The following is a 22,416-nucleotide window of genomic DNA, read 5'->3' as shown; positions in this document are numbered from 1 at the left end:
CTCGTTCTACACCGCGCATACCTCCCTCTAGATCTCATACACCAGCTCCTGCAAAACTTCACGGACAACTATGAAACCCGTCGTCGAGACGTTCACCAGGTAGTTCGAAATCTTCAACATGAAGGTGTCCTGGGCGGACAGACCAGTTTTGGCAACACATAGAGCCGGAAGCAGTCGAGTCTCCTCGTGCGCCTGTTTTACGGCGCGACGTTCTGATAATTAGCTGATCTGCAAGACCCGAGCCATGGCCTGGTCGTCGTCTTTGGCGGTGTTCATCATCTTGACGTGCAACTCGAACTGCTTGGCCAGGGCCAGCACCGAGGTCATTTCTTCCACGGCGTTGACGTTGCTCGATTCGAGGAAACCCGACACCAGTTTGACGTTGGCATCGGCCGGCGCCGGCTGGCCGTCCTTGGTGTAGATCGAGCCATCGAGGCCTTTGTTGAGGTTCTTGATGTCCGGGTTGACCAGCTTGATCCGGTCGACTTCCGCCATGACGCGCGGGCCTTCGCCCATCGCACGAATACTGATGGTGCCGTCTTCACCGACTTCGACCTGCTGCTCCGGCGGCACGGCGATCGGACCGCCATTGCCGAGTACCGGCATGCCGTTGCCGGCGCGCAATACGCCGAGGGCGTCGATGTTGAGGCTGCCGGTGCGCACGTAGCTTTCACCACCGTTGGGGTTCTGCACGGCAATAAAACCGTTGCCGGTCACGGCCACGTCGAGATCACGCCCGGTCTGCACCAGCGAACCGGCGGTGAAGTCGGTGGCGGGCCGTTCGCTCATGGCAAACGCACGCGCCGGAAAGCTGTCACCGAACACCGGCATCGAACGCGCCTGCTCCAGGTCGCGCTGAAAACCATTGGTGGAGATGTTCGCCAGGTTGTTGGCATGGGCCTTTTGCGCCAGTGCGTTCTGACTGGCGCCGGTCATTGCCACATAAAGGTACTTGTCCACACTCTTTCCTCTGCATGCCGGACGTTTGCCGCCCACCGCTGTACTGCTGAGCCATAAGCAATTTGCAGACCAACTTTTTTCTGGCGGCTTGCGGCCCGGTAAACAAAGGACTTGAGGGGTTTTGCGGGGGAACTGGAAATGTATCGAAGTCGAAAAACCGGCGGTGTTATGCCGCTTGGCGGCAATCCCGATTTTGTGCAGATAGAAAAAGAACCTGTGGCGAGGGAGCTTGCTCCCGCTGGGTTGCGTAGCAACCCCAAACCCATTCAATACGGTGTATCAGACAAACCGCATTGATCCGGTTTACGACTGCTGCGCAGCCGAGCGGGAGCAAGCTCCCTCGCCACAATGGTTACTCGGCAGAATCTTTACCGACTTCGTATTCACGCAGCTTGTTGGCAATGGTGGTGTGCGAAACCCCCAACCGCTTCCCCAGTTGCCGACTGCTCGGGTGCTCGGAATACAAGCGCTCCAGCACCGCTTTTTCAAAGCGCCCGACGATCTCGTCCAGCCCGCCCTCCAGCGAGAAATCGCCAAGCGGCTGACGCACGCCGTAGTCCGGCAAGCGAATATGTTCGACCTTGACCGTGCCGCCGTCACACAGCGAAACCGCCTGAAACAGTACGTTTTCCAGCTGTCGCACGTTGCCCGGCCAGTGGTAATGGCTGAGGCGATCCATCGCCGCCGGCGCCAGTTTCGGCAGCGAGCAGCCGATCTGGCGGCTGGCCTGATCGAGGAAATGCTCGACCAGCGGGGTCAAACCGTCGAGGCATTCGCGCAGCGGCGGAATGTGCAGCGACAACACGTTCAAGCGGTGATAAAGATCCTGCCGAAACTCGCCACGGGCGCACAATTCGGACAGGTCGACCTGGGTCGCGCAGATCACCCGCACATCCAGATAGACCTCTTCATCACTGCCGACCCGACGGAAGCAACCGTCCTGCAGAAAGCGCAGCAATTTCACCTGCAAGCGCGGGCTCATTTCGCCGACGCCATCGAGGAATAGCGTACCGCCCGCCGTCAGCTCCAGCAGGCCGAGCTTGCCTTCGGCGCGCGCGCCTTCGAACGCGCCGGGGCCGTAGCCGAACAGCTCGGTCTCGGCCATCGACTCCGGCAGCCCCGCGCAATTGAGCGCCATCAGCGGCGATTGCCCGCGCGGACTGGCGAGGTGGCAGGCACGGGCGAGCAACTCTTTGCCGGTGCCGGTTTCGCCTTCGATCAATAGCGGCGCATCCAGTGGCGCCATGCGCCGTGCCTCACGCACCACCGCCGCCATGACTTTTGAACTCTGAAAGATGCTGTCGAAGCCGCGCAATTCCTGTTTGCGCACGTTATAGATGCGCTCGCCGACGCGATCGGCGCGGTGCAAGGTCAGTACCGCACCGGCCATGGCCTCACTGTCGTCATGTTCCGATTGCAGCGGCGCGATGTCGGCGAGAAAGATGTCGCCCTTGACCTTGACGCGCATGCCGTTGATTCGCGACTTGTTGGCGCGCACCAGTTCCGGCAGGTCGAAATCCTCGGCGTAGCGCGACAGTGGAATCCCCGGCACCTCATCCACCCGCACCCCGAGCAACTGCGCCGCCGCGCGGTTGGCAGCAACGATCGAGCCGCCCATGTCGATCGACAGCACCGGGAATTCCAGCGCGCCGAGCAACGCGTTCAGCTCCATGTGCCGACGCTCGCTGGGCATCAGCCCGACGCGCTTGACGCCAAACACCCCGGCAATCGCCTCGAATTTGGGCCGCAGCGCCTGGAACTGAATGTTGATCAGGTTCGGGCAGTGCAGGTAGATCGCATTGCCGTGCTCACCGCCGACCTCGCCGCGCGCCACGTTGATCCCGTACTCCACCAACAAGTTGAGGATGTCGCGCAGGATGCCGATGCGGTTCTGGCAGTGGACTTTGATACGCATATGAATGACCCGAAAAATTGGGATTGAACACAACTCCTGTGGGAGCGAGCTTGCTCGCGAAGGCGTCAGCACATCCAACATTGATGTGTCAGACCTAGCGCATTCGCGAGCAAGCTCGCTCCCACAGGGTATTGCGGTGCGCCCGGAACCCATTTTTCTGTCGAGGCGCGCAGATTGTTGTCAAGATTATGTGACAGCAACCGCCGTTTTCAAACCTGCAAATCACCGCAAACGCGAGATACGCGCCAAAGCGTAACGATTTTTTTACGAAATCCAGCGGCTTTTCCTACAAGAAGCACATTCAACCTGCTGCATCCACCCCGCTCTCAGGTAATCCTGAAGCCATCGCTGGACATAACAAGAACGAATTCCCCTAGCAGGAGAGCAGTATGAAGCAGACGCAATACGTGGCCCGCGAGCCCGATGCGCAAGGTTTTATCGACTACCCCGCCGAAGAACACGCGGTGTGGAACACGCTGATTACCCGCCAGTTGAAAGTGATCGAGGGCCGTGCGTGCCAGGAATACCTGGACGGTATCGAAAAACTCGGTCTGCCCCACGACCGCATTCCGCAGCTCGGCGAGATCAACAAGGTGCTCGGTGAGACCACCGGCTGGCAGGTTGCCCGCGTCCCGGCACTGATCCCCTTCCAGACCTTCTTCGAATTGCTCGCCAGCAAACAGTTTCCGGTGGCCACGTTCATTCGTACCCGCGAAGAACTGGACTACCTGCAAGAGCCGGACATTTTTCACGAGATCTTTGGTCACTGCCCGCTGCTGACCAACCCGTGGTTCGCCGAATTCACTCACACCTACGGCAAGCTCGGCCTGCAGGCCACCAAGGAAGAGCGCGTGTACCTGGCGCGCCTGTACTGGATGACCATCGAGTTCGGCCTGGTCGATACCCCTCAAGGCAAACGCATCTACGGCGGCGGCATCCTGTCCTCGCCGAAGGAGACCGTTTACTCGCTGTCGGACGAGCCCGAGCATCAGGCCTTCGATCCGCTGGAAGCCATGCGCACACCGTATCGCATCGATATCCTGCAGCCGCTGTACTTTGTCCTGCCCAACCTCAAGCGCCTGTTCGACGTTGCCCATGAAGACATCATGGCCATGGTTCGCCAAGGCATGCAGCTGGGGTTGCACGCACCGAAATTTCCGCCAAAACCGAAAGCCGCGTGATCCGCGACTTTTGCTGAGAATTGAGTCTGTCAGTCGCCGCCACTTTGGTTTAGCGTGACGGCATTGACGGGCCGATAGCTTCTATAAAAAAAACACACTCGATTTCAGGAATCACACCATGTCCACTTTGAACCAAGCCCACTGCGAAGCCTGCCGTGCCGATGCGCCACAAGTCAGCGACGAAGAACTGCCGATCCTGATCAAGCAGATCCCGGACTGGAACATCGAAGTACGCGACAGCATCATGCAGCTGGAGAAAGTCTTCCTGTTCAAGAACTTCAAACACGCACTGGCCTTCACCAACGCCGTCGGCGAGATCTCCGAGGCCGAAGGTCACCACCCGGGTCTGCTGACCGAGTGGGGCAAAGTCACCGTGACCTGGTGGAGCCACTCGATCAAAGGCCTGCACCGCAACGACTTCATCATGGCCGCACGCACTGACGAAGTGGCCAAGACCGCAGAAGGACGCAAGTAATGCACTTCGACGCCATCGGCCGGGTACCCGGCGACCCGATCCTCGGTTTGATGGAGGCCTATGCGCAGGACACCAACCCGCGCAAGTTCGACCTCGGCGTTGGCGTCTACAAGGATGCCCAGGGCCTGACGCCGATCCCCGAGGCGGTGAAAATCGCCGAGGCGCGACTGGTCGAAAGCCAGGACACCAAGACCTACATCGGCGGGCACGGTAACCCGCTGTTCGGCAAGCTGATCAATGAGCTGGTGCTCGGCGCCGACTCGAAGCTGATCACCGAACAGCGCGCCGGCGCCACCCAGACCCCGGGCGGCACTGGCGCCCTGCGTCTGGCGGCTGACTTTATCGCCCAGTGCCTGCCGGGCAAGGGCGTGTGGTTGAGCAACCCGACCTGGCCGATCCACGAGACGATTTTCGCCGCAGCCGGAATCAAGATCAGTCACTACCCGTACGTGGGCAGCGATAACCGCCTCGACGTCGATGCGATGCTCGCCGTGCTCAACGAAGTGCCGCAAGGCGACGTGGTGCTGCTGCATGCGTGCTGCCACAACCCGACCGGTTTCGACCTGAACCATGACGACTGGCAGCGCGTGCTCGACGTCGTGCGTCGCCGTGACCTGCTGCCGCTGATCGACTTTGCCTACCAGGGCTTTGGCGATGGTCTGGAGCAGGACGCGTGGTCGACCCGGCTGTTCGCCGCCGAGGTGCCTGAGCTGCTGATCACCAGTTCCTGCTCGAAGAACTTCGGCCTGTATCGCGACCGCACCGGCGCATTGATTGTCTGCGCGAAAACCGCCGACAAGCTGACCGACATTCGCAGTCAACTGGCCAACATCGCCCGCAACCTGTGGTCAACGCCACCGGATCACGGTGCGGCCGTGGTCGCGACCATCCTCGCCGATCCGGAGCTGAAAGCCCGCTGGGCCGACGAAGTGGAAGCCATGCGCCTGCGCATTGCCCAGTTGCGTAGCGGTCTGGTCGAAGCGCTGGAACCGCACGGCTTGCGCGAGCGCTTTGCGCACATTGGCGTGCAACGCGGCATGTTCTCCTACACCGGGCTGTCACCGGAGCAGGTCAAACAGCTGCGTGAGCAGCACAGCGTGTACATGGTCAGCTCAGGCCGCGCCAACGTCGCCGGGATCGATGCCACGCGCTTGGCACTGCTGGCCGAGGCCATCGCCAACGTCAGCAAGTAACCCCGCAATACCCCTGTAGGAGTGAGCCTGCTCGCGATAGCGGTGTATCAGCCAGCATATGAGTTGACTGACACACCGCCATCGCGAGCAGGCTCACTCCTACAGTTGTTTTTGCGGCAACCTTTGTTATTGCGCCTCCCCCTGCGGCCATCTGTCGCATTATTTTCAATTAAAAGTCTGATTGTCATTTTTCCTGCTGTATCCTGCGCAGGCTTTCAAGAAGCGCGGATCTACCAGATCTATCAACAGACTTAGCGAGGAGCGCAACCATGCACGAGATTCCTAATCTCCCCTTCCCAAGCCTGCACGTACCTGAGCAGACGACCACGCAACAAGCCGGTGCCCAACAGCCCGAGCCGAAAGAAACCGTCGAGAGCCGCAAGGCCGACAACGAAGAGTAAAACCCGCCGTACAGACCGTGTGGAAAGCGCTAAGATGCGCTTTCCACACTGCCTGAAACCGAGCCCGCCATGACCGACGAATTCTCTGAAAGCCAAGCCGCCGTCCTGATCGGCGCCACCGAGAAAATGATCGAGATCTGGCAGCGCCTCTCCCCGGAAAAGCAGGCCACCCTGCTCGCCCGTTTCGGCAGCGAAGAAAACGCTCTCGCCGCTCTGGTCACCACACAACTGGTCGCCCCGGCCAAACCCTGAAGCCAGCGCCCGGTAAATAGTTTTACTTTTCCCCGCCCCTGACTCGTTAGCGCCGGTATCATAAGCAGCCTATCTAATCCTGCTTTGCCGTGGATCGTTACCCATGTCGTCCTCTATGCCACAACCCCAGCGACCCCTGGCAGTCACGCTGCAAGTCGTCTCTATCGTTCTCTTCACCTTTATCGGCTATCTGAACATCGGCATTCCGCTCGCGGTGCTGCCGGGTTACGTCCATAGTGATCTGGGCTTTGGCGCGGTGATCGCCGGGCTGGTGATCAGCGTGCAATACCTTGCCACCCTGCTCAGCCGCCCGTACGCCGGCAAGATCATCGACAACCAGGGCAGCAAGCGCGCGGTGATGATCGGCCTGGCCGGTTGCGGCTTGAGCGGCGTGTTCATGCTGATTTCGGCCTGGACACCGAACCTGCCGATGCTCAGCCTGATCAGCCTGTTGATCGGTCGTCTGGTGCTGGGCAGCGCGGAAAGCCTGGTCGGCTCCGGATCGATCGGCTGGGGCATCGGCCGGGTCGGCGCGGCGAACACCGCCAAAGTCATCTCGTGGAACGGCATCGCCAGTTACGGTGCGCTGGCGGTCGGCGCGCCGTTCGGTGTGTGGCTGGTCGGCCAGTTGGGACTGTGGAGCATGGGCGTCAGCATCATCCTGCTGGCGGCGCTGGGCCTGCTGTTGGCGTGGCCGAAAACCGCGGCGCCGATTGTCGCCGGTGAGCGCCTGCCGTTCATGCATGTGCTCGGTCGCGTCTTTCCGCACGGCTGCGGCCTGGCGCTAGGCTCGATCGGGTTCGGTACCATCGCCACCTTCATCACCCTGTATTACGCCACCCGGCACTGGGATAACGCGGTGCTGTGCCTGAGCCTGTTCGGCGCCAGCTTCATCGGCGCGCGGCTGCTGTTCGGCAACCTGATCAACCGTCTCGGCGGCTTTCGCGTGGCGATTGCCTGCCTGTCGGTGGAAACCCTTGGGCTGTTGCTGCTGTGGCTGGCACCGGATGCGCATTGGGCGCTGGCCGGCGCGGCGTTGAGCGGTTTCGGCTTCTCGCTGGTGTTCCCGGCACTGGGCGTGGAGGCGGTGAATCTGGTGCCAGCCTCCAGCCGTGGTGCAGCGGTCGGCGCCTATTCATTGTTCATCGACTTGTCGCTGGGGATCACCGGGCCGTTGGCCGGGGCGATTGCGTCGGGCTTCGGTTTTGCTTCGATCTTCCTGTTCGCCGCCCTCGCTGCACTGAGCGGTCTGGCGTTGAGCGTGTATCTGTACAAGCACACGGCGAAGTACCGCGAAGACTAGAAATCCACCTTGCCACGCCCGGCCTTGATGTTGCCCCGCTTGGTCTTGGATTCGAGCCGGCGCTTCTTCGAGCCGAGGGTCGGCTTGGTCGGGCGGCGTTTCTTTTCGACTTTGGTAGCGCTGAGGATCAGCTCGACCAGACGCTCCAGCGCATCGGCGCGATTGGCTTCCTGCGTGCGGTACTGCTGAGCCTTGATGATTAGCACGCCGTCGCTGGTGATGCGACTGTCACGCAGCGCCAGCAGTCGCTCCTTGTAGAACTCGGGCAAGGACGAGGCCGGAATGTCGAAGCGCAGGTGCACGGCGCTGGAGACTTTGTTGACGTTCTGTCCACCGGCGCCTTGCGCGCGAATGGCCGTCAATTCGATCTCGGCATCCGGCAGATGCACGTTGTTGGAAATCACCAGCATGGAAAAGCATCCGTAATCAGAACCCGCAGGATACGCCATCAACCCTGTAGGAGCTGCCGAAGGCTGCGATCTTTTGATCTGTTTTAAAGATCAAGATCAAAAGATCGCAGCCTTCGGCAGCTCCTACAGGGGCAATAAAAAACCCGGCACATTGGCCGGGTTTGTCGTTTGTTGCCTCAGCGCTTACTTGGAGGCACTCGCCGCGTGCAGCGCCTGCTGCGCACCGCGCTTGTTCTTGATCACGTAGCAGACCCACATGAACACGACCCACACCGGAATCGCGTACACCGAGATCTGGATGCCCGGGATCAGCAGCATCACGCCAAGGATGAACGCGACGAACGCCAGGCAGATGTAGTTGCCGTACGGATACCACAGCGCCTTGAACAGTGGCGTCTGCCGCGTCTTGTTCATGTGCTGGCGGAACTTGAAGTGCGAGAAACTGATCATCGCCCAGTTGATTACCAGCGTTGCAACCACCAGCGACATCAGCAGTTCCAGCGCCTGCTGCGGGATCAGATAGTTGAGCAGCACCGCCACCAGCGTGACAGCCGCGGACGCGAGGATCGAACGCACCGGCACGCCGCGCTTGTCGATTTTCGCCAGACCTTTCGGCGCATCGCCCTGCTCGGCCATGCCCAGCAGCATGCGGCTGTTGCAGTAGGTGCCGCTGTTGTACACCGACAGCGCCGCGGTCAGCACCACGAAGTTGAGGATGTGCGCGGCGGTGTTGCTACCGAGCATCGAGAACACCTGCACGAACGGGCTGCCGCTGTACGAATCGCCGGACGCATTGAGGGTTGCCAGCAGGCTGTCCCAAGGAGTCAGCGACAGCAGGATCACCAGCGCGCCGATGTAGAAAATCAGGATGCGGTAGATCACCTGGTTGATCGCTTTCGGGATCACGGTCTTCGGCTTGTCGGCTTCGGCTGCGGTGAAACCGAGCATTTCCAGACCGCCGAAGGAGAACATGATGATCGCCATCGCCATCACCAGACCGCTGACGCCGTTGGGGAAGAACCCGCCGTGCGACCACAGGTTGCTGACCGAGGCCTGCGGGCCGCCATGGCCGCTGACCAGCAGGTAGCTGCCCAGCGCGATCATGCCGACGATCGCCACGACTTTGATGATCGCGAACCAGAATTCGGCCTCCCCGAAGACTTTGACGTTGGCCAGGTTGATCGCGTTGATCAGCACGAAGAAGGCGGCGGCGGTGACCCAGGTCGGGATGTCCGGCGCCCAGTAGTGGATGTACTTGCCGACCGCGGTCAGCTCCGACATGCCCACCAGAATGTACAGAATCCAGCAGTTCCAGCCCGACAGGAAACCGGCAAAACCGCCCCAGTACTTGTGCGCGAAGTGGCTGAAGGAACCGGCCACTGGCTCTTCGACAATCATCTCGCCGAGCTGGCGCATGATCATGAAGGCGATGAAGCCGCAGATGGCGTAGCCGAGGATCATCGACGGGCCGGCGGATTTCAGCACCCCGGCCGAGCCGAGGAACAATCCGGTACCGATCGCGCCACCGAGGGCGATCAGTTGAATATGGCGATTTTTCAGGCCGCGTTTCAGCTCGCCTGATTGCGAGTTTTGTCCACTCATGAAAAAGGTCCCACGCAAGGTTTGATGATGTTCAGTAGACGTTGCTGCAAGGTTGCGATTTCAGACAACCTTGATCAAACCCCAGCGCAAGCACCAGGAATTCAGTTTTTTTACAACGGTCATGCGTCACCTGTTTGTTTTTATCTGTGACGAAATCGAACCCGACACGCTTGTGACGCGGCGGAGTGAACAAGGCGGATAACCTTGAGGTTTACGCGATTACGCAGAGGGTCACAGTTAAAACGCGGCGCATTGTACACCGCCAACCCCCTGCTGCCAGACCCCGCTGGATCAGCGTGGCGCTTGCCGGGATTGCGTGGGTCCGCCTCGAGATGCCCGGGCGGCTGCAAAAATTGAGTCAGGCCTTTGCAGGCCATCGACGGGGACGAGCGAAAAACCGCCCCACGGAGAGAAGTGAAGATCAATCTCGGCGTTCATTGCGCCTCCTTCTTGTTATGCACCTGCACGACAGGCATGAGGCGCATCTCACCCTGCAAACAGCGCTGAAACAAGCGCGCCAGAGCCCTGCGCGACGCCTTTGCAGCCGGGCTTCGGCAGGTTTTCCTTACAGCGTCGGCAAAGGGGTAAATCCACTGGGCTTTACCGGTGTTTTCGTAAACTTTTCTTTACGAGGCGTAACGCAGATTTTCCATTTCGGAAAATTCTGTAGGACGTCTGCAAATTGACGGTAGCAAGCTTGCTAATGAAAGTTGCCGCTTAGTTTTTTGTTTTCAAATAAGAAAATTGCCGCTTGAAAACAGAATAAAAAGTTTATTTAAATTTTAAATAAATAATTTTTTGCATTACAAAACACCCTGAACTAGGTTCTTCACGTCTTGCCGGCCAACTCGACCGGCCAGTCATAACCGCGAAAGTCATCTAGGAGATCGACCATGCAAGCACTGGAAAAAGACTTGGATACCGAACTGCAACTGGACGAATGGTTTGAAGCACCAACCCATGAGGCCGCCGTGGAAATGATGCAAGCCGACGCGGTGGTTCCGTTCGGCACGGCGATGTGGCCTCTGTAAGACATCCCCGGGCAGGCACGATCCGGCCGGTCGTGCCTGCCGCTTTCTTCACGGTCAGTCAGGGAGGACTCATGGATAAGCCCCGCGCGATCTCGCATTTCCTTTACTACCTCGAACATCACCCTGCCCTTGCCGGTCTCGATTCGGCGAAGGTACTGCTCGGCCACACCGCCGATTACGAAGCCCTGACCGGCGCCATCGCCGAACAGGCCGGCGATCATCCCCGCTTCACCTTCAGCGCCAGACGCCTTGATCTGGAAAGCACCGCCACGCTGACCGCGGCGATTGCCGACAGCGATCTGTACATTTTCTTCTACGACTCTTCCACCCTGCCCAACCCGCGCCCCGACGGCCCGGAGTTCGTTCGCGCCCTGCAGGGCGTGATGGCGGAAAACTGGAAGAAGTCGCTGCTGTTCAAGGATTACGGCGACTATTTCTACGACACCTTCAGCGTCACCCCGCAGCGTATCGCCGGGCTCAACAGCCACTTGATCCAGCGCATGTCCCAGGCCACCACACTAAGCTTTACCGACGAACATGGTTCGCGGTTCGAAACACCGCTGAGCAGCATCAAGAAGTGGACCGACATCAACGGCGTCGGCAACTTCGACCTGGCCCCCGGCGAAATCGCCACCCACAGCGAAGCCATCAACGGTCATGTGAAATTCAAGGGCACGTTCCTCAGCACCATCCCGTTTGCGCGCAAGTACGGCGTGCTGGAGTCGCCGCTGGAACTGTGGATCGAGAACTCGACCATCAGCCGCATCGCCACCGATGTTCCGGGGCTGGAGCATGACTTCAACAAGTACCTGGACGCCAACCCGTCGAACCGGCGCATCGAGGAGCTGGGGATTGGTACCAACGAAGGGGTGAAAGATCTGTACGCGCGCAACGCCGGGTTCGAGGAGCGCCATTGCGGCCTGCACCTGGGCCTCGGCGGTGGCGCGAAAGGCAGTCATCACCTGGACCTGATCTTTTCTGGCGGCGTTTTGGCGCTGGATGACAAGCCGGTGTTTGACGGGCGGTTTGTGTTCTGATCCTGCATATTAGGTGGCTGCATTGGCGTCATCGCTGGCAAGCCAGCTCCCACAGGTTTTTGTTGCGCTGCATAAATCCTGTGAACACCGCAGATCCATGTGGGAGCTGGCTTGCCAGCGATGAGGCCCTCAAAAGCACCACATACCTTTCGCCAGACGAAAAAAAACGCCAACCCTGCGGTTGGCGTTTTTGTGTTAGCTCGAAGCTTGCCGCTCAAAGCTCACAGCTGCCTTATTCCGGCTTCTTGCGACCGAAGCCCGGACGCTGGCCGGAACCGGCCGGGGCGCCACGGCGCTTGCCCGATGGCTTGTCACCGTCGACCAGTTTGATCCCCGGACGCTTCGGTGCAGGCTTGGCCGGACGCTTGTTGGTGGTGTCGGCAGGACGATCCGCCACTGGCGTACCACGACCGGCCGGCGCACGACCTTCGCCACGCTCGGTACGACCGTTGGCCGGACGCGGTGCGCGTTCGCCATCACGGGCAACCGGCTTGCGGCCAGGACGCTCGCCTTCGATCTGCGGCTCACGGCTCGGACGCGGACCGGTCGGCGCGCCAGCGGCTGGACGCAGGGTACGCACGCGCTCGGTCTTGGCCATCGGCCGCGACGATTTGCGCTGCATACGCTCCAGCTTGTCCTTGCTCTTGGCGTTGAGTTGCGGCATCGCCACCGGGGTCAGGCCGACTTCGGCGCTGAGCACGTCGACTTCGTACTGGCTCATTTCGCGCCAGCGGCCCATCGGCAGATCAGAGTTGAGGAACACCGGACCGAAACGCACGCGCTTCAGGCGGCTGACCACCAGGCCCTGGGATTCCCACAGACGACGAACCTCACGGTTACGACCTTCCATCACCACGCAGTGATACCAGTGGTTGAAGCCTTCGCCACCCGGCGCCTGCTGAATATCGGTGAAACGCGCCGGGCCGTCTTCCAGTACCACGCCGGCCTTCAGGCGCTCGATCATTTCGTCGTCGACTTCACCGCGTACACGCACGGCGTACTCACGGTCCATTTCGTAGGACGGGTGCATCAGACGGTTGGCCAGTTCACCGTCGGTGGTGAACATCAGCAGACCGGTGGTGTTGATGTCGAGACGACCGATGTTGATCCAGCGACCTTCTTTCGGACGCGGCAGCTTGTCGAACACGGTCGGACGGCCTTCCGGGTCGTCACGGGTGCAGATCTCGCCATCGGGCTTGTTGTACATGATCACGCGCCGCACCGACTCGGCAGCCTCTTCGCGCTTGATCACCTTGCCATCGATGGTGATGGCGTCGTGCATGTCGACGCGCAGGCCGAGGGTGGCGTCTTTGCCATTGACCTTGATCCGGCCCTGGCTGATCCAGGCTTCGACGTCACGGCGCGAGCCGACGCCGATACGGGCGAGGACTTTCTGCAGTTTTTCGCCTGCTGGGCCGATTTCCTGGTCGTCTTGCTGATTGATGTCACTCATCTGGGCACCTCCCGGTGTGGTCTGTTCAGGCGGCGCCTGAAGCATTGAAATCTGGTTTTCGGGCGAAGGGATCGCCGAAGGGTCGCGAATCATACGCGGATGTGCGCCATCGCGCATCAGAGACTAGCTGATGGTGGGCGACTTATTTCTTTTTCCGCCGACCGGCGCCACCGAGTTTGATCAGGCGCAGCGCGGCTTCGGCCAGTACCGTGCGCTTGTCGTCCTTGTCGAGTTTCTTCCAGGCACGGATCTCGCGCTTGCTGCGGCCACAGCCGAGGCAGATGTCGTCGGTGAATTTGCAGAGGCTGATGCAGGGGTCTTTTGTCGAGCTCATACCTTTCTCCAGAACACATTGATCCCTGTGGGAGCGGGCTTGCCCGCGATGACGGAGCGTCAGCCAGCATATTTGTGTCTGATGCACCGCAATCGCGGGCAAGCCCGCTCCCACAGGGTTCGTCAGTGTTCAGAAAATTTGATTGTCAGTCCTCGAACTCGCGGCGTTCGGCTTCGATGGCTTCCGCCAGCGCGCGGGCTTCGGCTTCTTCTTCGCTCAGCTCGGGTTCAGGCTCCGGCGCCGGTTGTTCGAGCGCGGCGACAGCGGCCAAGAGTTTTGCCCGGGCTTCGGCGACGCCAAGAATGTCTTCTTCAGGTTCGGCTTCAGGCTCGGCCTCAGGTTCAACTTCACTCGTCGGCTCGACGGTCTCGGTTTCAGGCTCAGGCGGCCGCGCTTCGCCATCAGCCGCATCCCGCAGCAAGTCATCGAAGTCGGTCTTGATCCCCTCCTCCATGCTGTCCAGTTCCAGCAACAGCGTATGGAAACTGGTTTCCTCCTTCGGCTCTTCCGGTTCGGCACTGGCGTCGGCCTGTTCCTGCAGGCCCTGCGGCACTGGCGCGTCGTCGAAATCGAGGACTGGCTCGGTTTCCATCTCGCGCAGTTCGGCCAGCGGCGGCAGGTCTTCGAGGTTCTTCAGGTTGAAGTGATCGAGAAAGGCCTTGGTGGTGGCGAACATCGCCGGTTTGCCCGGCACGTCGCGGTAACCGACGATGCGGATCCACTCGCGCTCGATCAGCGTCTTGACGATGTTGGTGTTGACCGCCACGCCCCGCACGTCTTCGATCTCGCCGCGAGTGATCGGCTGGCGATAGGCGATCAGCGCCATGGTTTCCAGCAGCGCACGGGAATAGCGTTGCGGACGCTCTTCCCACAAGCGGCCGACCCACGGCGAAAACTTCTCGCGAATCTGCAAGCGGTAGCCGGAGGCGACTTCCTTGAGCTCGAACGCGCGGCCCTCGCAGGACTTGGCCAGCAGGCTCAGGGCTTTCTTGAAGACCGGCGGTTCGGGGCGCTCGCCCTCTTCGAACAGTTCGTAGAGGCGTTCAAGCGATTGCGGTTTTCCCGAGGCCAACAGAAAGGCTTCAAGCAGGGGTGCCAGCTCGCGGGGTTCAGTCAGGTTCATGTTTCGACTCGTTATTCGGCTCGGGCTCGCACGTGGATCGCGGCGAACGGCTCATTCTGCACCAGCTCGACCAAGGATTCCTTGACCAGCTCAAGGATCGCCATAAAGGTCACCACCACACCGAGGCGACCTTCCTCGGCGGTGAACAGCTCGACGAATGGCACAAAACCACCGCCCTTGAGCCGTTCCAGCACATCGCTCATGCGCTCGCGGGTCGACAGTGCCTCGCGGCTGACCTGGTGGCTCTCGAACATATCGCCCCGGCGCAGCACTTCGGCCATGGACATCAAAATCTCTTCCAGCGCCACGTCCGGCAGCAGCTTGCGCGCCCGGGCTTCGGGGGCGTCAAGCTTGGGCACGACCACGTCGCGACCGACCCGGCTCAGGCCGTCGATGCCTTCGGCGGCAGCCTTGAAGCGCTCGTATTCCTGCAGGCGACGGATCAGTTCGGCGCGCGGGTCGTCCTCTTCGTCTTCGACGGTTTCGGCGCGTGGCAGGAGCATCCGCGACTTGATCTCGGCCAACATCGCGGCCATTACCAGGTACTCGGCGGCCAGTTCCAGGCGCACCGACTGCATCAACTCGACATAGCCCATGTACTGGCGGGTGATTTCCGCTACCGGGATGTCGAGGATGTTGATGTTCTGTTTGCGGATCAGGTACAGCAGCAGGTCAAGCGGGCCTTCGAAGGCTTCGAGAAACACTTCCAGCGCATCCGGCGGGATGTACAGGTCCAGCGGCATTTCCGTGACCGCCTGGCCATAGACCATGGCAAACGGCAGTTCCTGCTGGGCGCCGGCCTGGGGATCGACAACGGTTTCCACTGCGGACATTCAGGCCTCGACCATGAACGGCGCGGGGTCGCCGCAACCGACGCGGATCACTTCCGGGTCGTCGCCGGTCAGGTCAATCACGGTGGACGCCTTGATCCCGCCGAAACCGCCGTCGATGATCAGGTCTACCTGATGTTCGAGCAATTGACGCATTTCGTACGGATCACTCAGCGGGTCTTCGTCGCCGGGCATGATCAAGGTCACGCTCATCAGCGGCTCGCCGAGTTCGGCCAGCAACGCCAGGGCAATCGGATGGCTCGGCACCCGCAGGCCGATGGTGCGTTTTTTTGGATGCAGCAACAGCCGTGGCACTTCGCGGGTGGCGTTGAGGATAAAGGTGTAAGGCCCCGGCAGATGCGCCTTGAGAATGCGGAAAGTGCCGGTGTCGATCTTGGCGTAGTTGCCCAATTGCGACAGGTCACTGCAGATCAGCGCGAAGTTATGCTTCTCGTCGAGCTGACGCAGACGGCGCACGCGCTCGATCGCGGTCTTGTCGCCGATCTGGCAACCGATGGCGTAGGAAGAGTCCGTGGGATAAATCACCACCCCGCCTTTGCGGATGATCTCGACCGCCTGTTTGATCAGGCGCGCTTGCGGGTTTTCCGGATGGATCTGGAAAAATTGACTCACGTTTTCTACCTGTTCAGACGGCGGCAATAACTGTGTCATGTTTGAACCGACACCACAGGGGTGGAAGGTCCTCGGGAACCGGCCGGTACTGGCCAATTTCGGACCAGCCTCCAGGGCCATGGAAATCACTGCCGGCGCTGACCAGCAGACCGAACTCGCGGGCAAGGATTGCCAGGCTGCCGACCTGTTCCGCAGGCTGGTGGCCATTGACCACTTCAATGGCGTGCCCGCCTGCTTGAATATAGTCGGCAATCAGCTTTCGGCGCTTGCTGCGAGTGAAATCGTAATGCCAGGGATGCGCCAGACTGACCCACGCCCCGGCGGCACGCAGGGTGCCGACGGTGTCTTCCAGGGTCGGCCAGTGCTGCTTGACGTCACCCAACTTGCCGGCGCCGAGCCATTTGCGGAACGCCTCGGCGCGATCCTTTACAAAACCTTCGCGCACCATCCAGTCGGCGAAATGCGGACGGGCCGGGGCGTTGCCGCTGTCGCCCAGTTCCTGCTGGATCTGCCGGGCGCCGTCGAGGGCACCGGGCATACCTTTGAGGCCGAGCTTGCGGCTTATTTCTTCCGACCGCAGCCAGCGGCCATCGTGCAATCGGGCGATCGCCTCGACCAGTGGCGCGGCGTTGACGTCGAAACCGTAGCCCAGCACATGGATGGTCGCGCCGCCCCAGGTGCATGACAGCTCGACGCCATTGACCAGTTGCATGCCCAGCGCCTCGGCAGCCGTGCGCGCTTCGGCGAGGCCTTCGAGGGTGTCGTGATCGGTCAACGCCAGGACTCGCACGCCGTTTTCGAACGCACGCGCAACCAGAACCGCAGGCGCCAAGGCGCCATCGGAGGCCGTGCTGTGGCAGTGCAAATCAACATTCACGGGGAGTTGTAACCTCAAATCAGCTGGCGCTATCGCACGCCCATATGTTTGTTATTATGCCGCCACATCCAGCTTCTGGCTCTCACTGTGAAACAATTCATCGATTTCATCCCGCTTCTGCTGTTTTTCATCGTTTACAAACTGGATCCACGGGTCGTCGACATCGCTGGCCATCAAGTGACTGTAGGCGGTATCTACAGCGCCACGGCGATGCTGATCATCAGCTCCCTGGTGGTCTACGGCGCGTTGTTCATCAAACAGCGCAAGCTGGAGAAGAGCCAATGGCTGACCCTGATCGCCTGCCTGGTGTTCGGCAGCCTGACCCTGGCCTTCCACAGCGAGACCTTCCTCAAATGGAAAGCCCCGGTGGTCAACTGGCTGTTCGCCCTGGCCTTCATCGGCAGCCACTTCATCGGTGACCGCTTGCTGATCAAACGCATCATGGGCCACGCGCTGACCCTGCCGGATCCGGTCTGGACCCGCCTGAACATCGCCTGGATCGCCTTTTTCCTGTTCTGCGGCGCTGCCAACCTGTTCGTGGCGTTCACCTTCCAGAGCATCTGGGTCGACTTCAAGGTGTTCGGCAGCCTGGGCATGACCGTGCTGTTCCTGGTCGGTCAGGGCATCTACCTGTCTCGCCATCTGCATGACGCCGATACCACAACGCCAAAAACCGAGGACTGACATGCTTTACGCAATCATTGCCACCGACGTCGCCAACTCGCTCGAAGCCCGCCTCGCCGCGCGCCCGGCCCACCTCGAACGCCTGCAAGTGCTCAAGGGCGAAGGCCGCATCGTACTGGCCGGCCCGCACCCGGCGGTCGACAGCAATGATCCGGGCGCTGCGGGTTTCACCGGCAGCCTGATCGTCGCCGAATTCGACTCCCTGAGCGCCGCCCAAGCCTGGGCCGACGCCGATCCGTACGTCGCCGCCGGCGTGTACGCCAACGTGATCGTCAAGCCGTTCAAGCAAGTCTTGCCGTAACCAAGGAATATCGAGGGACTTTGTGGCGAGGGAGCTTGCTCCCGCTGGACTGCGCAGCAGTCCCATTGCCTATGAGCTGGAAAGCGGGGGGCGCTTCGCGCCCCAGCGGGAGCAAGCTCCCTCGCCACAATGACTCCCCAAGCTCAAATTGTTCAACTCACCACGCTCGACATTGCTTCTGGCACTGAACCTTCCTTATTCTCACCGCTCTCAATCGCTCATTATTCTCGTTTGCCTGCCGACAACCTGCCCAATATCCATTTGCAAGCAGGAATCGCAATGCGCAAAGGTCCGTTGTGTCTGATGTGGGTCACGTTGACGATCATGGCACCCGCCCATGGTGAGGAAACCACCGAAAGCGGCAGCTCCACGCCATTGTCGTTAAGTGCCGGCAGTCAGATTACCGAACTGCAGCAGCGCCTGAAGGCCAGCGAGCAGCAGCGGGAAGAATTGAGCAAACAACTGCAAAATGCCGACAACACCCGCGAAAGCGCCCTGCTTGCCCGGTTGCGCCAGGAGAATCAGCGCCTGAAGCTGCAACTCAAGGAAGCCCAGGCCAGTCCCTTGCCACGTCTGTTGACCGAACAGCAGCAATGGTTCGTCACCGGCGCCGGGGTAGCGCTATTGGCGCTGCTGTGCGGTATCTTTGCCAGTGGAGCAAGCCGAAAACGTCGGCAATGGCTAAATTGAGTGAGTCATGAGCGAGCTGTTACTGATTGATGATGACCAGGAGTTGTGCGAACTCCTGAGTAGCTGGTTGAGCCAGGAAGGCTTCCAGGTACGCGCCTGCCACGATGGCCAGAGCGCGCGCAAAGCGTTGGCCGAATCCGCCCCGGCGGCGGTGGTGCTGGACGTGATGCTGCCCGACGGCAGCGGTCTGGAACTGCTCAAGCAATTGCGCAGCGATCACGCCGACCTGCCGGTGCTGATGCTCTCGGCCCGCGGCGAACCGCTGGACCGCATCCTCGGTCTGGAATTGGGCGCCGACGATTACCTGGCCAAACCCTGCGATCCGCGTGAACTCACCGCGCGCCTGCGCGCCGTGCTGCGCCGCAGCCATCCGGCCGCTGTGTCGACCCAGCTCGAACTCGGCGACCTGAGCTTCAGCCCGGTGCGTGGCGTGGTCAGCATCGACGAGAAAGAACTGACCCTCACCGTGTCCGAAAGTCGTTTGCTCGAAGCATTGCTCAAGCAGCCCGGCGAGCCGCTGGACAAACAGGAACTGGCGCAACTGGCCCTCGGCCGCAAGCTGACCCTGTACGACCGCAGCCTCGACATGCACGTCAGCAACCTGCGCAAGAAGATCGGCCCCCACCCCGACGGCCGCCCGCGGATCGTCGCCCTGCGCAGCCGTGGTTACTACTACAGCCTGTAAATCGGGAAAGACCTGCCTGAATGCTATATGTGGCGAGGGAGCTTGCTCCCGCTGGGCAGCGAAGCGGCCCTCGTTTTTCAAATCAAAAAAGAGGGACTGCTGCGCAGTCCAGCGGGAGCAAGCTCCCTCGCCACAGGCGGAGTGCCAGTGATATTTGTCAGGCAGGGTACGAAGCGTCTTTACCCAAGCTTTACGCAGCGCTGACCGCCGCTGACCTTGATCTCCGTAATCTGAACTCATCCGGAACGTACCGGGAACGAGACAAGGAGATACACCATGCGCAAGACTCTTATCGCTCTGATGTTCGCTGCCGCTCTGCCAACCGTCGCCATGGCTGTGCCACAGGATGGCGGCCCGATGGGTGGCCCGCTCGACGGCCCACGCCACGGCGGTCAGATGCACGGCGAACACGGCAAAGGCCCGTACAGCCAACTCGACCTGACCCGCGAACAGCGCGATCAGATCCGCAAGATCATGGGCGAGCAGATGCACGAGCGTCGCCAGGTGGTCGAGAAGTACCTGGAAAAACTCTCCCCGGCCGACCAGAAAGCCATGAAAGACGAGATGGCCGCCAACCACAAGAAAGCCGAAGCTGACGTACGTAACCTGCTGAAACCGGATCAACAGAAGAAATTCGACGAGATCCAGAAGAAACAGGCTGAACGCCGCGCCGAATGGGCCGAGTTCAAGGCGTGGAAAGCGCAACAGCCGCAAAAGGCGCAATAATGTTCTAATCACAGGCCCGACGGCTAACCACGTCGGGCCTGTTCACATCCGCCCTCTGTAGGAGCTGCGGCACGCTGCGATCTTTTGATTTTGCTTATGAAAAATAAGATCAAAAGATCGCAGCGTGCCGCAGCTCCTACAGGGGTTACGCGTTTGATTGAGGATTTTCTGTGCGTTCATTGTTCTGGCGTATTCTCGCGAGCTTCTGGCTGGCCATCGCTCTGGTGGCGGGGCTGTCGATCTTGCTCGGGCACATGCTCAATCAGGACGCGTGGATCCTCAGCCGCCATCCGGGCCTCAACACCCTGGCCGCCGAATGGACACAAACCTACGAAGCCCAGGGCGAAGACGCCGCGCAGGACATCCTCGAACAGCGCAAGCGCCAATATCACATTGACGTCCAGGTGCTGAACGAAAGCGGCGACCCCGTGGTGCGCGGCACCTTCCCGCGCCGCGCCGCGGCGTTTGAGGCCCGGCAGAACAACGATGACCGACGCCTGCCCTGGCGGCGTCTGACCGACGAATTCACCAGCGACAAAACCGGCGACACCTACCTGTTCATCTTCCGCATCCCGCACCCGGAGCTCGACGCCTGGCACCGCGAAAGCCTGCTCTGGCCGCTCAGTGCGCTGGGCATTGCGCTGGTGGTGCTGACCCTGTTCAGCCTGCTGGTGACCTTCTCCATCACCCGCCCGCTCAGCCGTTTGCGCGGCGCGGTGCATGATCTGGGGCAGACCACCTATCAACAGAACAGCCTGGCGAAACTGGCCAACCGCCGCGATGAGTTCGGCGTGCTGGCCAACGACTTCAACCGCATGGGCGCGCGCCTGCAAAGCCTGATCGGCAGTCAGCGTCAGTTGCTGCGCGACGTGTCCCACGAACTGCGCTCACCTCTGGCGCGACTGCGGATTGCGCTGGCACTGGCGGAACGGGCCAATCCGGAAGAACGGGAAAAGCTCTGGCCACGCCTGACCCGCGAATGTGATCGCCTCGAAGCGCTGATCAGCGAGATTCTGGTGCTGGCGCGAGTCGATGCCGACAACGCCAGTGCTGAAGAAGTAGACCTGAATGCGCTGCTCGGCACACTGCAGAAGGACGCGCAACTTGGCTCGCCGGAGCAGACCGTGCGCCTGGATGCCGAACCACACCTGACGCTGACCGGTTGGCCGACCATGATCGAGCGCGCCGTCGATAACCTTTTGCGCAACGCCCAACGCTTCAACCCGGTGGATCAGGCAATCGAGATGCAGGCCACGCGTCAGGGCGAGCGGATTGTGGTGAGCGTGCGCGACCACGGGCCGGGCGTGCAGACCGAGCATCTGAGCCAGTTGGGCGAGCCGTTCTACCGGGCGCCGGGGCAGACGGCGCCGGGACATGGCCTGGGCCTGGCGATTGCCAGACGCGCGGCGGAGCGGCATGGCGGGAGTCTGCTGCTGGCCAATCATCCCGAGGGCGGGTTTGTCGCCAGTCTGGAATTGCCGTTGGTACCTGGGGCAATTGTCCAGCCTTAAAAGCCCCTCACCCCAGCCCTCTCCCGGAGGGAGAGGGAGCCGACCGAGGTGTTATGCGAATTGCATCGACCTGGCAAGCCGTGTCGACTATGGATTCAGCGAAGATCGCTCCGCTCGGCGCATCCCTGGAGCATTCCCCAATCAGTCCCCTCTCCCTCCGGGAGAGGGTTAGGGTGAGGGGCTTTTGATCTTCAAGCCTTGGACGGCCAGGCGCTGACGAATTCGGCCAGATCAACCTTCTCGGCCACACGCGGCTCCTTCTGTGGCGTGCCGAGGTACAGGAACGCGATCACCTCTTCGCCTTCCGCCAGCCCCAACCCTTGGGCCACATGTTTCGAATACGCCAGTTCACCAGTACGCCACACCGCACCAATCCCCTGCGCATACGCCGCCAGCAGAATCCCGTGGGCCGCACACCCCGCCGCCAGCAACTGCTCGGCCTTCGGATATTTGACGTGGTCCTGCAGTTTCGCGATCACCACCACCACTAGCGGTGCCCGCAGCGGGCCGTTGCGCGCCTTGTCGATCATCGCTTCAGTGACTTCGCCTTCCTGCATCTGCGCCGCTTCGGCCAGCAACTCGCCCATTTGCTCACGTGCCGCGCCTTCGACGGTGAGGAAACGGTACGGCTGCAAGTGGCCGTGATCAGGGGCACGCAGGGCTGCACCAAACAGAGCTTCGCGCTGCTCGGCAGTAGGGGCCGGTTCGACCAGGCGTGGAACGGAAACACGGTTGAGCAACGCGTCGAGAGCCTGCATCGGCCACCTCCAGAGAAAAATGTGCGGCTATTCTAGCGGTATCCGGCAACA

General features: G+C 60.9%; 25 protein-coding genes and 1 pseudogene. 14 read left to right on the top strand and 12 right to left on the bottom strand.

The window, feature by feature from the left end; all coding sequences use genetic code 11:
* Positions 1-30: 30 nt before the first annotated feature.
* The 3 genes and pseudogenes from flgG to ACIP8I_RS25585 form a co-directional block, all read right to left on the bottom strand.
* Positions 31-174 (bottom strand): annotated as a pseudogene (flgG, locus tag ACIP8I_RS25595) (flagellar basal body rod protein FlgG); the annotation flags it as partial.
* A gap of 45 nt (positions 175-219) precedes the next feature.
* Positions 220-960 (bottom strand): flagellar basal body rod protein FlgF, encoded by a 741-nt coding sequence (locus ACIP8I_RS25590; protein WP_007965507.1) that lies wholly within the window; start codon positions 958-960, stop codon positions 220-222.
* Between the two features lie 352 nt (positions 961-1,312).
* Positions 1,313-2,875: a sigma-54-dependent transcriptional regulator gene (locus tag ACIP8I_RS25585; RefSeq protein ID WP_367083798.1), complete on the bottom strand. Its 1,563-nt coding sequence runs from the start codon at positions 2,873-2,875 to the stop codon at positions 1,313-1,315.
* Between the two features lie 389 nt (positions 2,876-3,264).
* Between ACIP8I_RS25585 and phhA the strand changes: the two genes are divergently transcribed.
* The 6 genes from phhA (at position 3,265) to ACIP8I_RS25555 (ending at position 7,680) form a co-directional block, all read left to right on the top strand.
* Positions 3,265-4,056, top strand: a complete 792-nt coding sequence (gene phhA, locus ACIP8I_RS25580; protein WP_007965510.1) for a phenylalanine 4-monooxygenase — start codon at positions 3,265-3,267, stop codon at positions 4,054-4,056.
* Positions 4,057-4,174: 118 nt separating this feature from the next.
* Positions 4,175-4,531, top strand: a complete 357-nt coding sequence (locus tag ACIP8I_RS25575) for a 4a-hydroxytetrahydrobiopterin dehydratase (protein WP_003222798.1) — start codon at positions 4,175-4,177, stop codon at positions 4,529-4,531.
* Positions 4,531-5,724, top strand: coding sequence for an amino acid aminotransferase (locus ACIP8I_RS25570; RefSeq protein ID WP_400764676.1), 1,194 nt, complete (start codon positions 4,531-4,533; stop codon positions 5,722-5,724). The genes ACIP8I_RS25575 and ACIP8I_RS25570 overlap by 1 nt, the downstream gene beginning before the upstream one ends.
* A gap of 269 nt (positions 5,725-5,993) precedes the next feature.
* Positions 5,994-6,125 carry a hypothetical protein gene (locus ACIP8I_RS25565; RefSeq protein WP_400764675.1) on the top strand — a complete coding sequence of 44 codons (132 nt, stop codon included), beginning with the start codon at positions 5,994-5,996 and terminating at the stop codon, positions 6,123-6,125.
* Between the two features lie 69 nt (positions 6,126-6,194).
* On the top strand, positions 6,195-6,377 hold the full coding sequence (locus ACIP8I_RS25560; protein WP_400764674.1) for a hypothetical protein: 183 nt from the start codon (positions 6,195-6,197) through the stop codon (positions 6,375-6,377).
* A gap of 115 nt (positions 6,378-6,492) precedes the next feature.
* A complete protein-coding gene (locus tag ACIP8I_RS25555) occupies positions 6,493-7,680 on the top strand; it encodes an MFS transporter (RefSeq protein WP_400764679.1) in 1,188 nt (395 codons plus the stop codon).
* Here ACIP8I_RS25555 and arfB read toward each other — a convergent pair.
* Both arfB and ACIP8I_RS25545 read right to left on the bottom strand, forming a co-directional pair.
* Positions 7,677-8,090: an alternative ribosome rescue aminoacyl-tRNA hydrolase ArfB gene (gene arfB, locus ACIP8I_RS25550; protein WP_007965520.1), complete on the bottom strand. Its 414-nt coding sequence runs from the start codon at positions 8,088-8,090 to the stop codon at positions 7,677-7,679. The two genes, ACIP8I_RS25555 and arfB, sit on opposite strands and share 4 nt — an antisense overlap.
* A gap of 183 nt (positions 8,091-8,273) precedes the next feature.
* Positions 8,274-9,692 carry an amino acid permease gene (locus ACIP8I_RS25545; protein WP_400764672.1) on the bottom strand — a complete coding sequence of 473 codons (1,419 nt, stop codon included), beginning with the start codon at positions 9,690-9,692 and terminating at the stop codon, positions 8,274-8,276.
* 893 nt (positions 9,693-10,585) lie between these two features.
* On the opposite strand from ACIP8I_RS25545, the gene ACIP8I_RS25540 reads away from it, so the two are divergent.
* The gene (locus ACIP8I_RS25540; protein WP_003222780.1) at positions 10,586-10,723 is read left to right on the top strand and encodes a hypothetical protein; all 138 of its coding nucleotides are present in this window, start codon (positions 10,586-10,588) and stop codon (positions 10,721-10,723) included.
* Positions 10,724-10,794: 71 nt separating this feature from the next.
* Positions 10,795-11,760 (top strand): leucyl aminopeptidase (aminopeptidase T), encoded by a 966-nt coding sequence (locus ACIP8I_RS25535; RefSeq protein ID WP_027613969.1) that lies wholly within the window; start codon positions 10,795-10,797, stop codon positions 11,758-11,760.
* Positions 11,761-11,992: 232 nt separating this feature from the next.
* Here ACIP8I_RS25535 and rluB read toward each other — a convergent pair whose 3' ends face one another.
* The 6 genes from rluB to ACIP8I_RS25505 form a co-directional block, all read right to left on the bottom strand.
* Positions 11,993-13,213, bottom strand: a complete 1,221-nt coding sequence (gene rluB, locus ACIP8I_RS25530; protein ID WP_095139335.1) for a 23S rRNA pseudouridine(2605) synthase RluB — start codon at positions 13,211-13,213, stop codon at positions 11,993-11,995.
* Between the two features lie 142 nt (positions 13,214-13,355).
* Positions 13,356-13,547 carry a DUF1289 domain-containing protein gene (locus ACIP8I_RS25525; protein ID WP_003222773.1) on the bottom strand — a complete coding sequence of 64 codons (192 nt, stop codon included), beginning with the start codon at positions 13,545-13,547 and terminating at the stop codon, positions 13,356-13,358.
* A gap of 145 nt (positions 13,548-13,692) precedes the next feature.
* Positions 13,693-14,670, bottom strand: a complete 978-nt coding sequence (gene scpB / locus ACIP8I_RS25520; RefSeq protein WP_400764671.1) for an SMC-Scp complex subunit ScpB — start codon at positions 14,668-14,670, stop codon at positions 13,693-13,695.
* An 11-nt stretch (positions 14,671-14,681) separates the two neighbouring features.
* Positions 14,682-15,380: a ScpA family protein gene (locus tag ACIP8I_RS25515; RefSeq protein ID WP_171061841.1), complete on the bottom strand. Its 699-nt coding sequence runs from the start codon at positions 15,378-15,380 to the stop codon at positions 14,682-14,684.
* A 123-nt stretch (positions 15,381-15,503) separates the two neighbouring features.
* Positions 15,504-16,133 carry an L-threonylcarbamoyladenylate synthase gene (locus tag ACIP8I_RS25510; protein WP_007966016.1) on the bottom strand — a complete coding sequence of 210 codons (630 nt, stop codon included), beginning with the start codon at positions 16,131-16,133 and terminating at the stop codon, positions 15,504-15,506.
* 13 nt (positions 16,134-16,146) lie between these two features.
* Positions 16,147-17,010 (bottom strand): PHP domain-containing protein, encoded by an 864-nt coding sequence (locus ACIP8I_RS25505; protein WP_400764670.1) that lies wholly within the window; start codon positions 17,008-17,010, stop codon positions 16,147-16,149.
* 87 nt (positions 17,011-17,097) lie between these two features.
* Between ACIP8I_RS25505 and ACIP8I_RS25500 the strand changes: the two genes are divergently transcribed.
* From ACIP8I_RS25500 to ACIP8I_RS25475, 6 genes are all read left to right on the top strand, one after another.
* Entirely contained in the window at positions 17,098-17,694 is a 597-nt protein-coding gene (locus ACIP8I_RS25500) for a septation protein A (RefSeq protein ID WP_007966018.1), read from the top strand.
* 1 nt (position 17,695) lies between these two features.
* Positions 17,696-17,995, top strand: a complete 300-nt coding sequence (locus tag ACIP8I_RS25495; RefSeq protein ID WP_127652342.1) for a YciI family protein — start codon at positions 17,696-17,698, stop codon at positions 17,993-17,995.
* Between the two features lie 279 nt (positions 17,996-18,274).
* On the top strand, positions 18,275-18,685 hold the full coding sequence (locus tag ACIP8I_RS25490; protein WP_086794537.1) for a translation initiation factor 2: 411 nt from the start codon (positions 18,275-18,277) through the stop codon (positions 18,683-18,685).
* Between the two features lie 7 nt (positions 18,686-18,692).
* Positions 18,693-19,370, top strand: a complete 678-nt coding sequence (locus ACIP8I_RS25485) for a response regulator transcription factor (protein ID WP_108591185.1) — start codon at positions 18,693-18,695, stop codon at positions 19,368-19,370.
* A gap of 276 nt (positions 19,371-19,646) precedes the next feature.
* Complete coding sequence (locus ACIP8I_RS25480; RefSeq protein ID WP_400764668.1) at positions 19,647-20,096, top strand: Spy/CpxP family protein refolding chaperone; 450 nt, start codon at positions 19,647-19,649, stop codon at positions 20,094-20,096.
* Positions 20,097-20,266: 170 nt separating this feature from the next.
* On the top strand, positions 20,267-21,607 hold the full coding sequence (locus ACIP8I_RS25475) for an ATP-binding protein (RefSeq protein ID WP_400764666.1): 1,341 nt from the start codon (positions 20,267-20,269) through the stop codon (positions 21,605-21,607).
* 191 nt (positions 21,608-21,798) lie between these two features.
* Here ACIP8I_RS25475 and ACIP8I_RS25470 read toward each other — a convergent pair whose 3' ends face one another.
* Positions 21,799-22,365 carry a nitroreductase family protein gene (locus tag ACIP8I_RS25470; RefSeq protein WP_400764664.1) on the bottom strand — a complete coding sequence of 189 codons (567 nt, stop codon included), beginning with the start codon at positions 22,363-22,365 and terminating at the stop codon, positions 21,799-21,801.
* Positions 22,366-22,416 lie beyond the last annotated feature (51 nt).

Source organism: Pseudomonas sp. NPDC088414, from assembly GCF_044753325.1.
Lineage (GTDB): Bacteria > Pseudomonadota > Gammaproteobacteria > Pseudomonadales > Pseudomonadaceae > Aquipseudomonas.
This window is presented reverse-complemented; position numbering and strand designations above follow the sequence as displayed.

Bases quoted from the DNA above. Each gene is read 5' to 3' on its own strand.
- ACIP8I_RS25585 (WP_367083798.1), bottom strand. From the start codon at position 2,875: ATGCGTATCAAAGTCCACTGCCAGAACCGCATCGGCATCCTGCGCGAC.
- phhA (WP_007965510.1), top strand. From the start codon at position 3,265: ATGAAGCAGACGCAATACGTGGCCCGCGAGCCCGATGCGCAAGGTTTT.
- ACIP8I_RS25575 (WP_003222798.1), top strand. From the start codon at position 4,175: ATGTCCACTTTGAACCAAGCCCACTGCGAAGCCTGCCGTGCCGATGCG.
- ACIP8I_RS25570 (WP_400764676.1), top strand. From the start codon at position 4,531: ATGCACTTCGACGCCATCGGCCGGGTACCCGGCGACCCGATCCTCGGT.
- ACIP8I_RS25565 (WP_400764675.1), top strand. From the start codon at position 5,994: ATGCACGAGATTCCTAATCTCCCCTTCCCAAGCCTGCACGTACCTGAG.
- ACIP8I_RS25560 (WP_400764674.1), top strand. From the start codon at position 6,195: ATGACCGACGAATTCTCTGAAAGCCAAGCCGCCGTCCTGATCGGCGCC.
- ACIP8I_RS25555 (WP_400764679.1), top strand. From the start codon at position 6,493: ATGCCACAACCCCAGCGACCCCTGGCAGTCACGCTGCAAGTCGTCTCT.
- arfB (WP_007965520.1), bottom strand. From the start codon at position 8,090: ATGCTGGTGATTTCCAACAACGTGCATCTGCCGGATGCCGAGATCGAA.
- ACIP8I_RS25545 (WP_400764672.1), bottom strand. From the start codon at position 9,692: ATGAGTGGACAAAACTCGCAATCAGGCGAGCTGAAACGCGGCCTGAAA.
- ACIP8I_RS25540 (WP_003222780.1), top strand. From the start codon at position 10,586: ATGCAAGCACTGGAAAAAGACTTGGATACCGAACTGCAACTGGACGAA.
- ACIP8I_RS25535 (WP_027613969.1), top strand. From the start codon at position 10,795: ATGGATAAGCCCCGCGCGATCTCGCATTTCCTTTACTACCTCGAACAT.
- rluB (WP_095139335.1), bottom strand. From the start codon at position 13,213: ATGAGTGACATCAATCAGCAAGACGACCAGGAAATCGGCCCAGCAGGC.
- ACIP8I_RS25525 (WP_003222773.1), bottom strand. From the start codon at position 13,547: ATGAGCTCGACAAAAGACCCCTGCATCAGCCTCTGCAAATTCACCGAC.
- scpB (WP_400764671.1), bottom strand. From the start codon at position 14,670: ATGAACCTGACTGAACCCCGCGAGCTGGCACCCCTGCTTGAAGCCTTT.
- ACIP8I_RS25495 (WP_127652342.1), top strand. From the start codon at position 17,696: ATGCTTTACGCAATCATTGCCACCGACGTCGCCAACTCGCTCGAAGCC.
- ACIP8I_RS25490 (WP_086794537.1), top strand. From the start codon at position 18,275: ATGCGCAAAGGTCCGTTGTGTCTGATGTGGGTCACGTTGACGATCATG.
- ACIP8I_RS25485 (WP_108591185.1), top strand. From the start codon at position 18,693: ATGAGCGAGCTGTTACTGATTGATGATGACCAGGAGTTGTGCGAACTC.
- ACIP8I_RS25480 (WP_400764668.1), top strand. From the start codon at position 19,647: ATGCGCAAGACTCTTATCGCTCTGATGTTCGCTGCCGCTCTGCCAACC.
- ACIP8I_RS25470 (WP_400764664.1), bottom strand. From the start codon at position 22,365: ATGCAGGCTCTCGACGCGTTGCTCAACCGTGTTTCCGTTCCACGCCTG.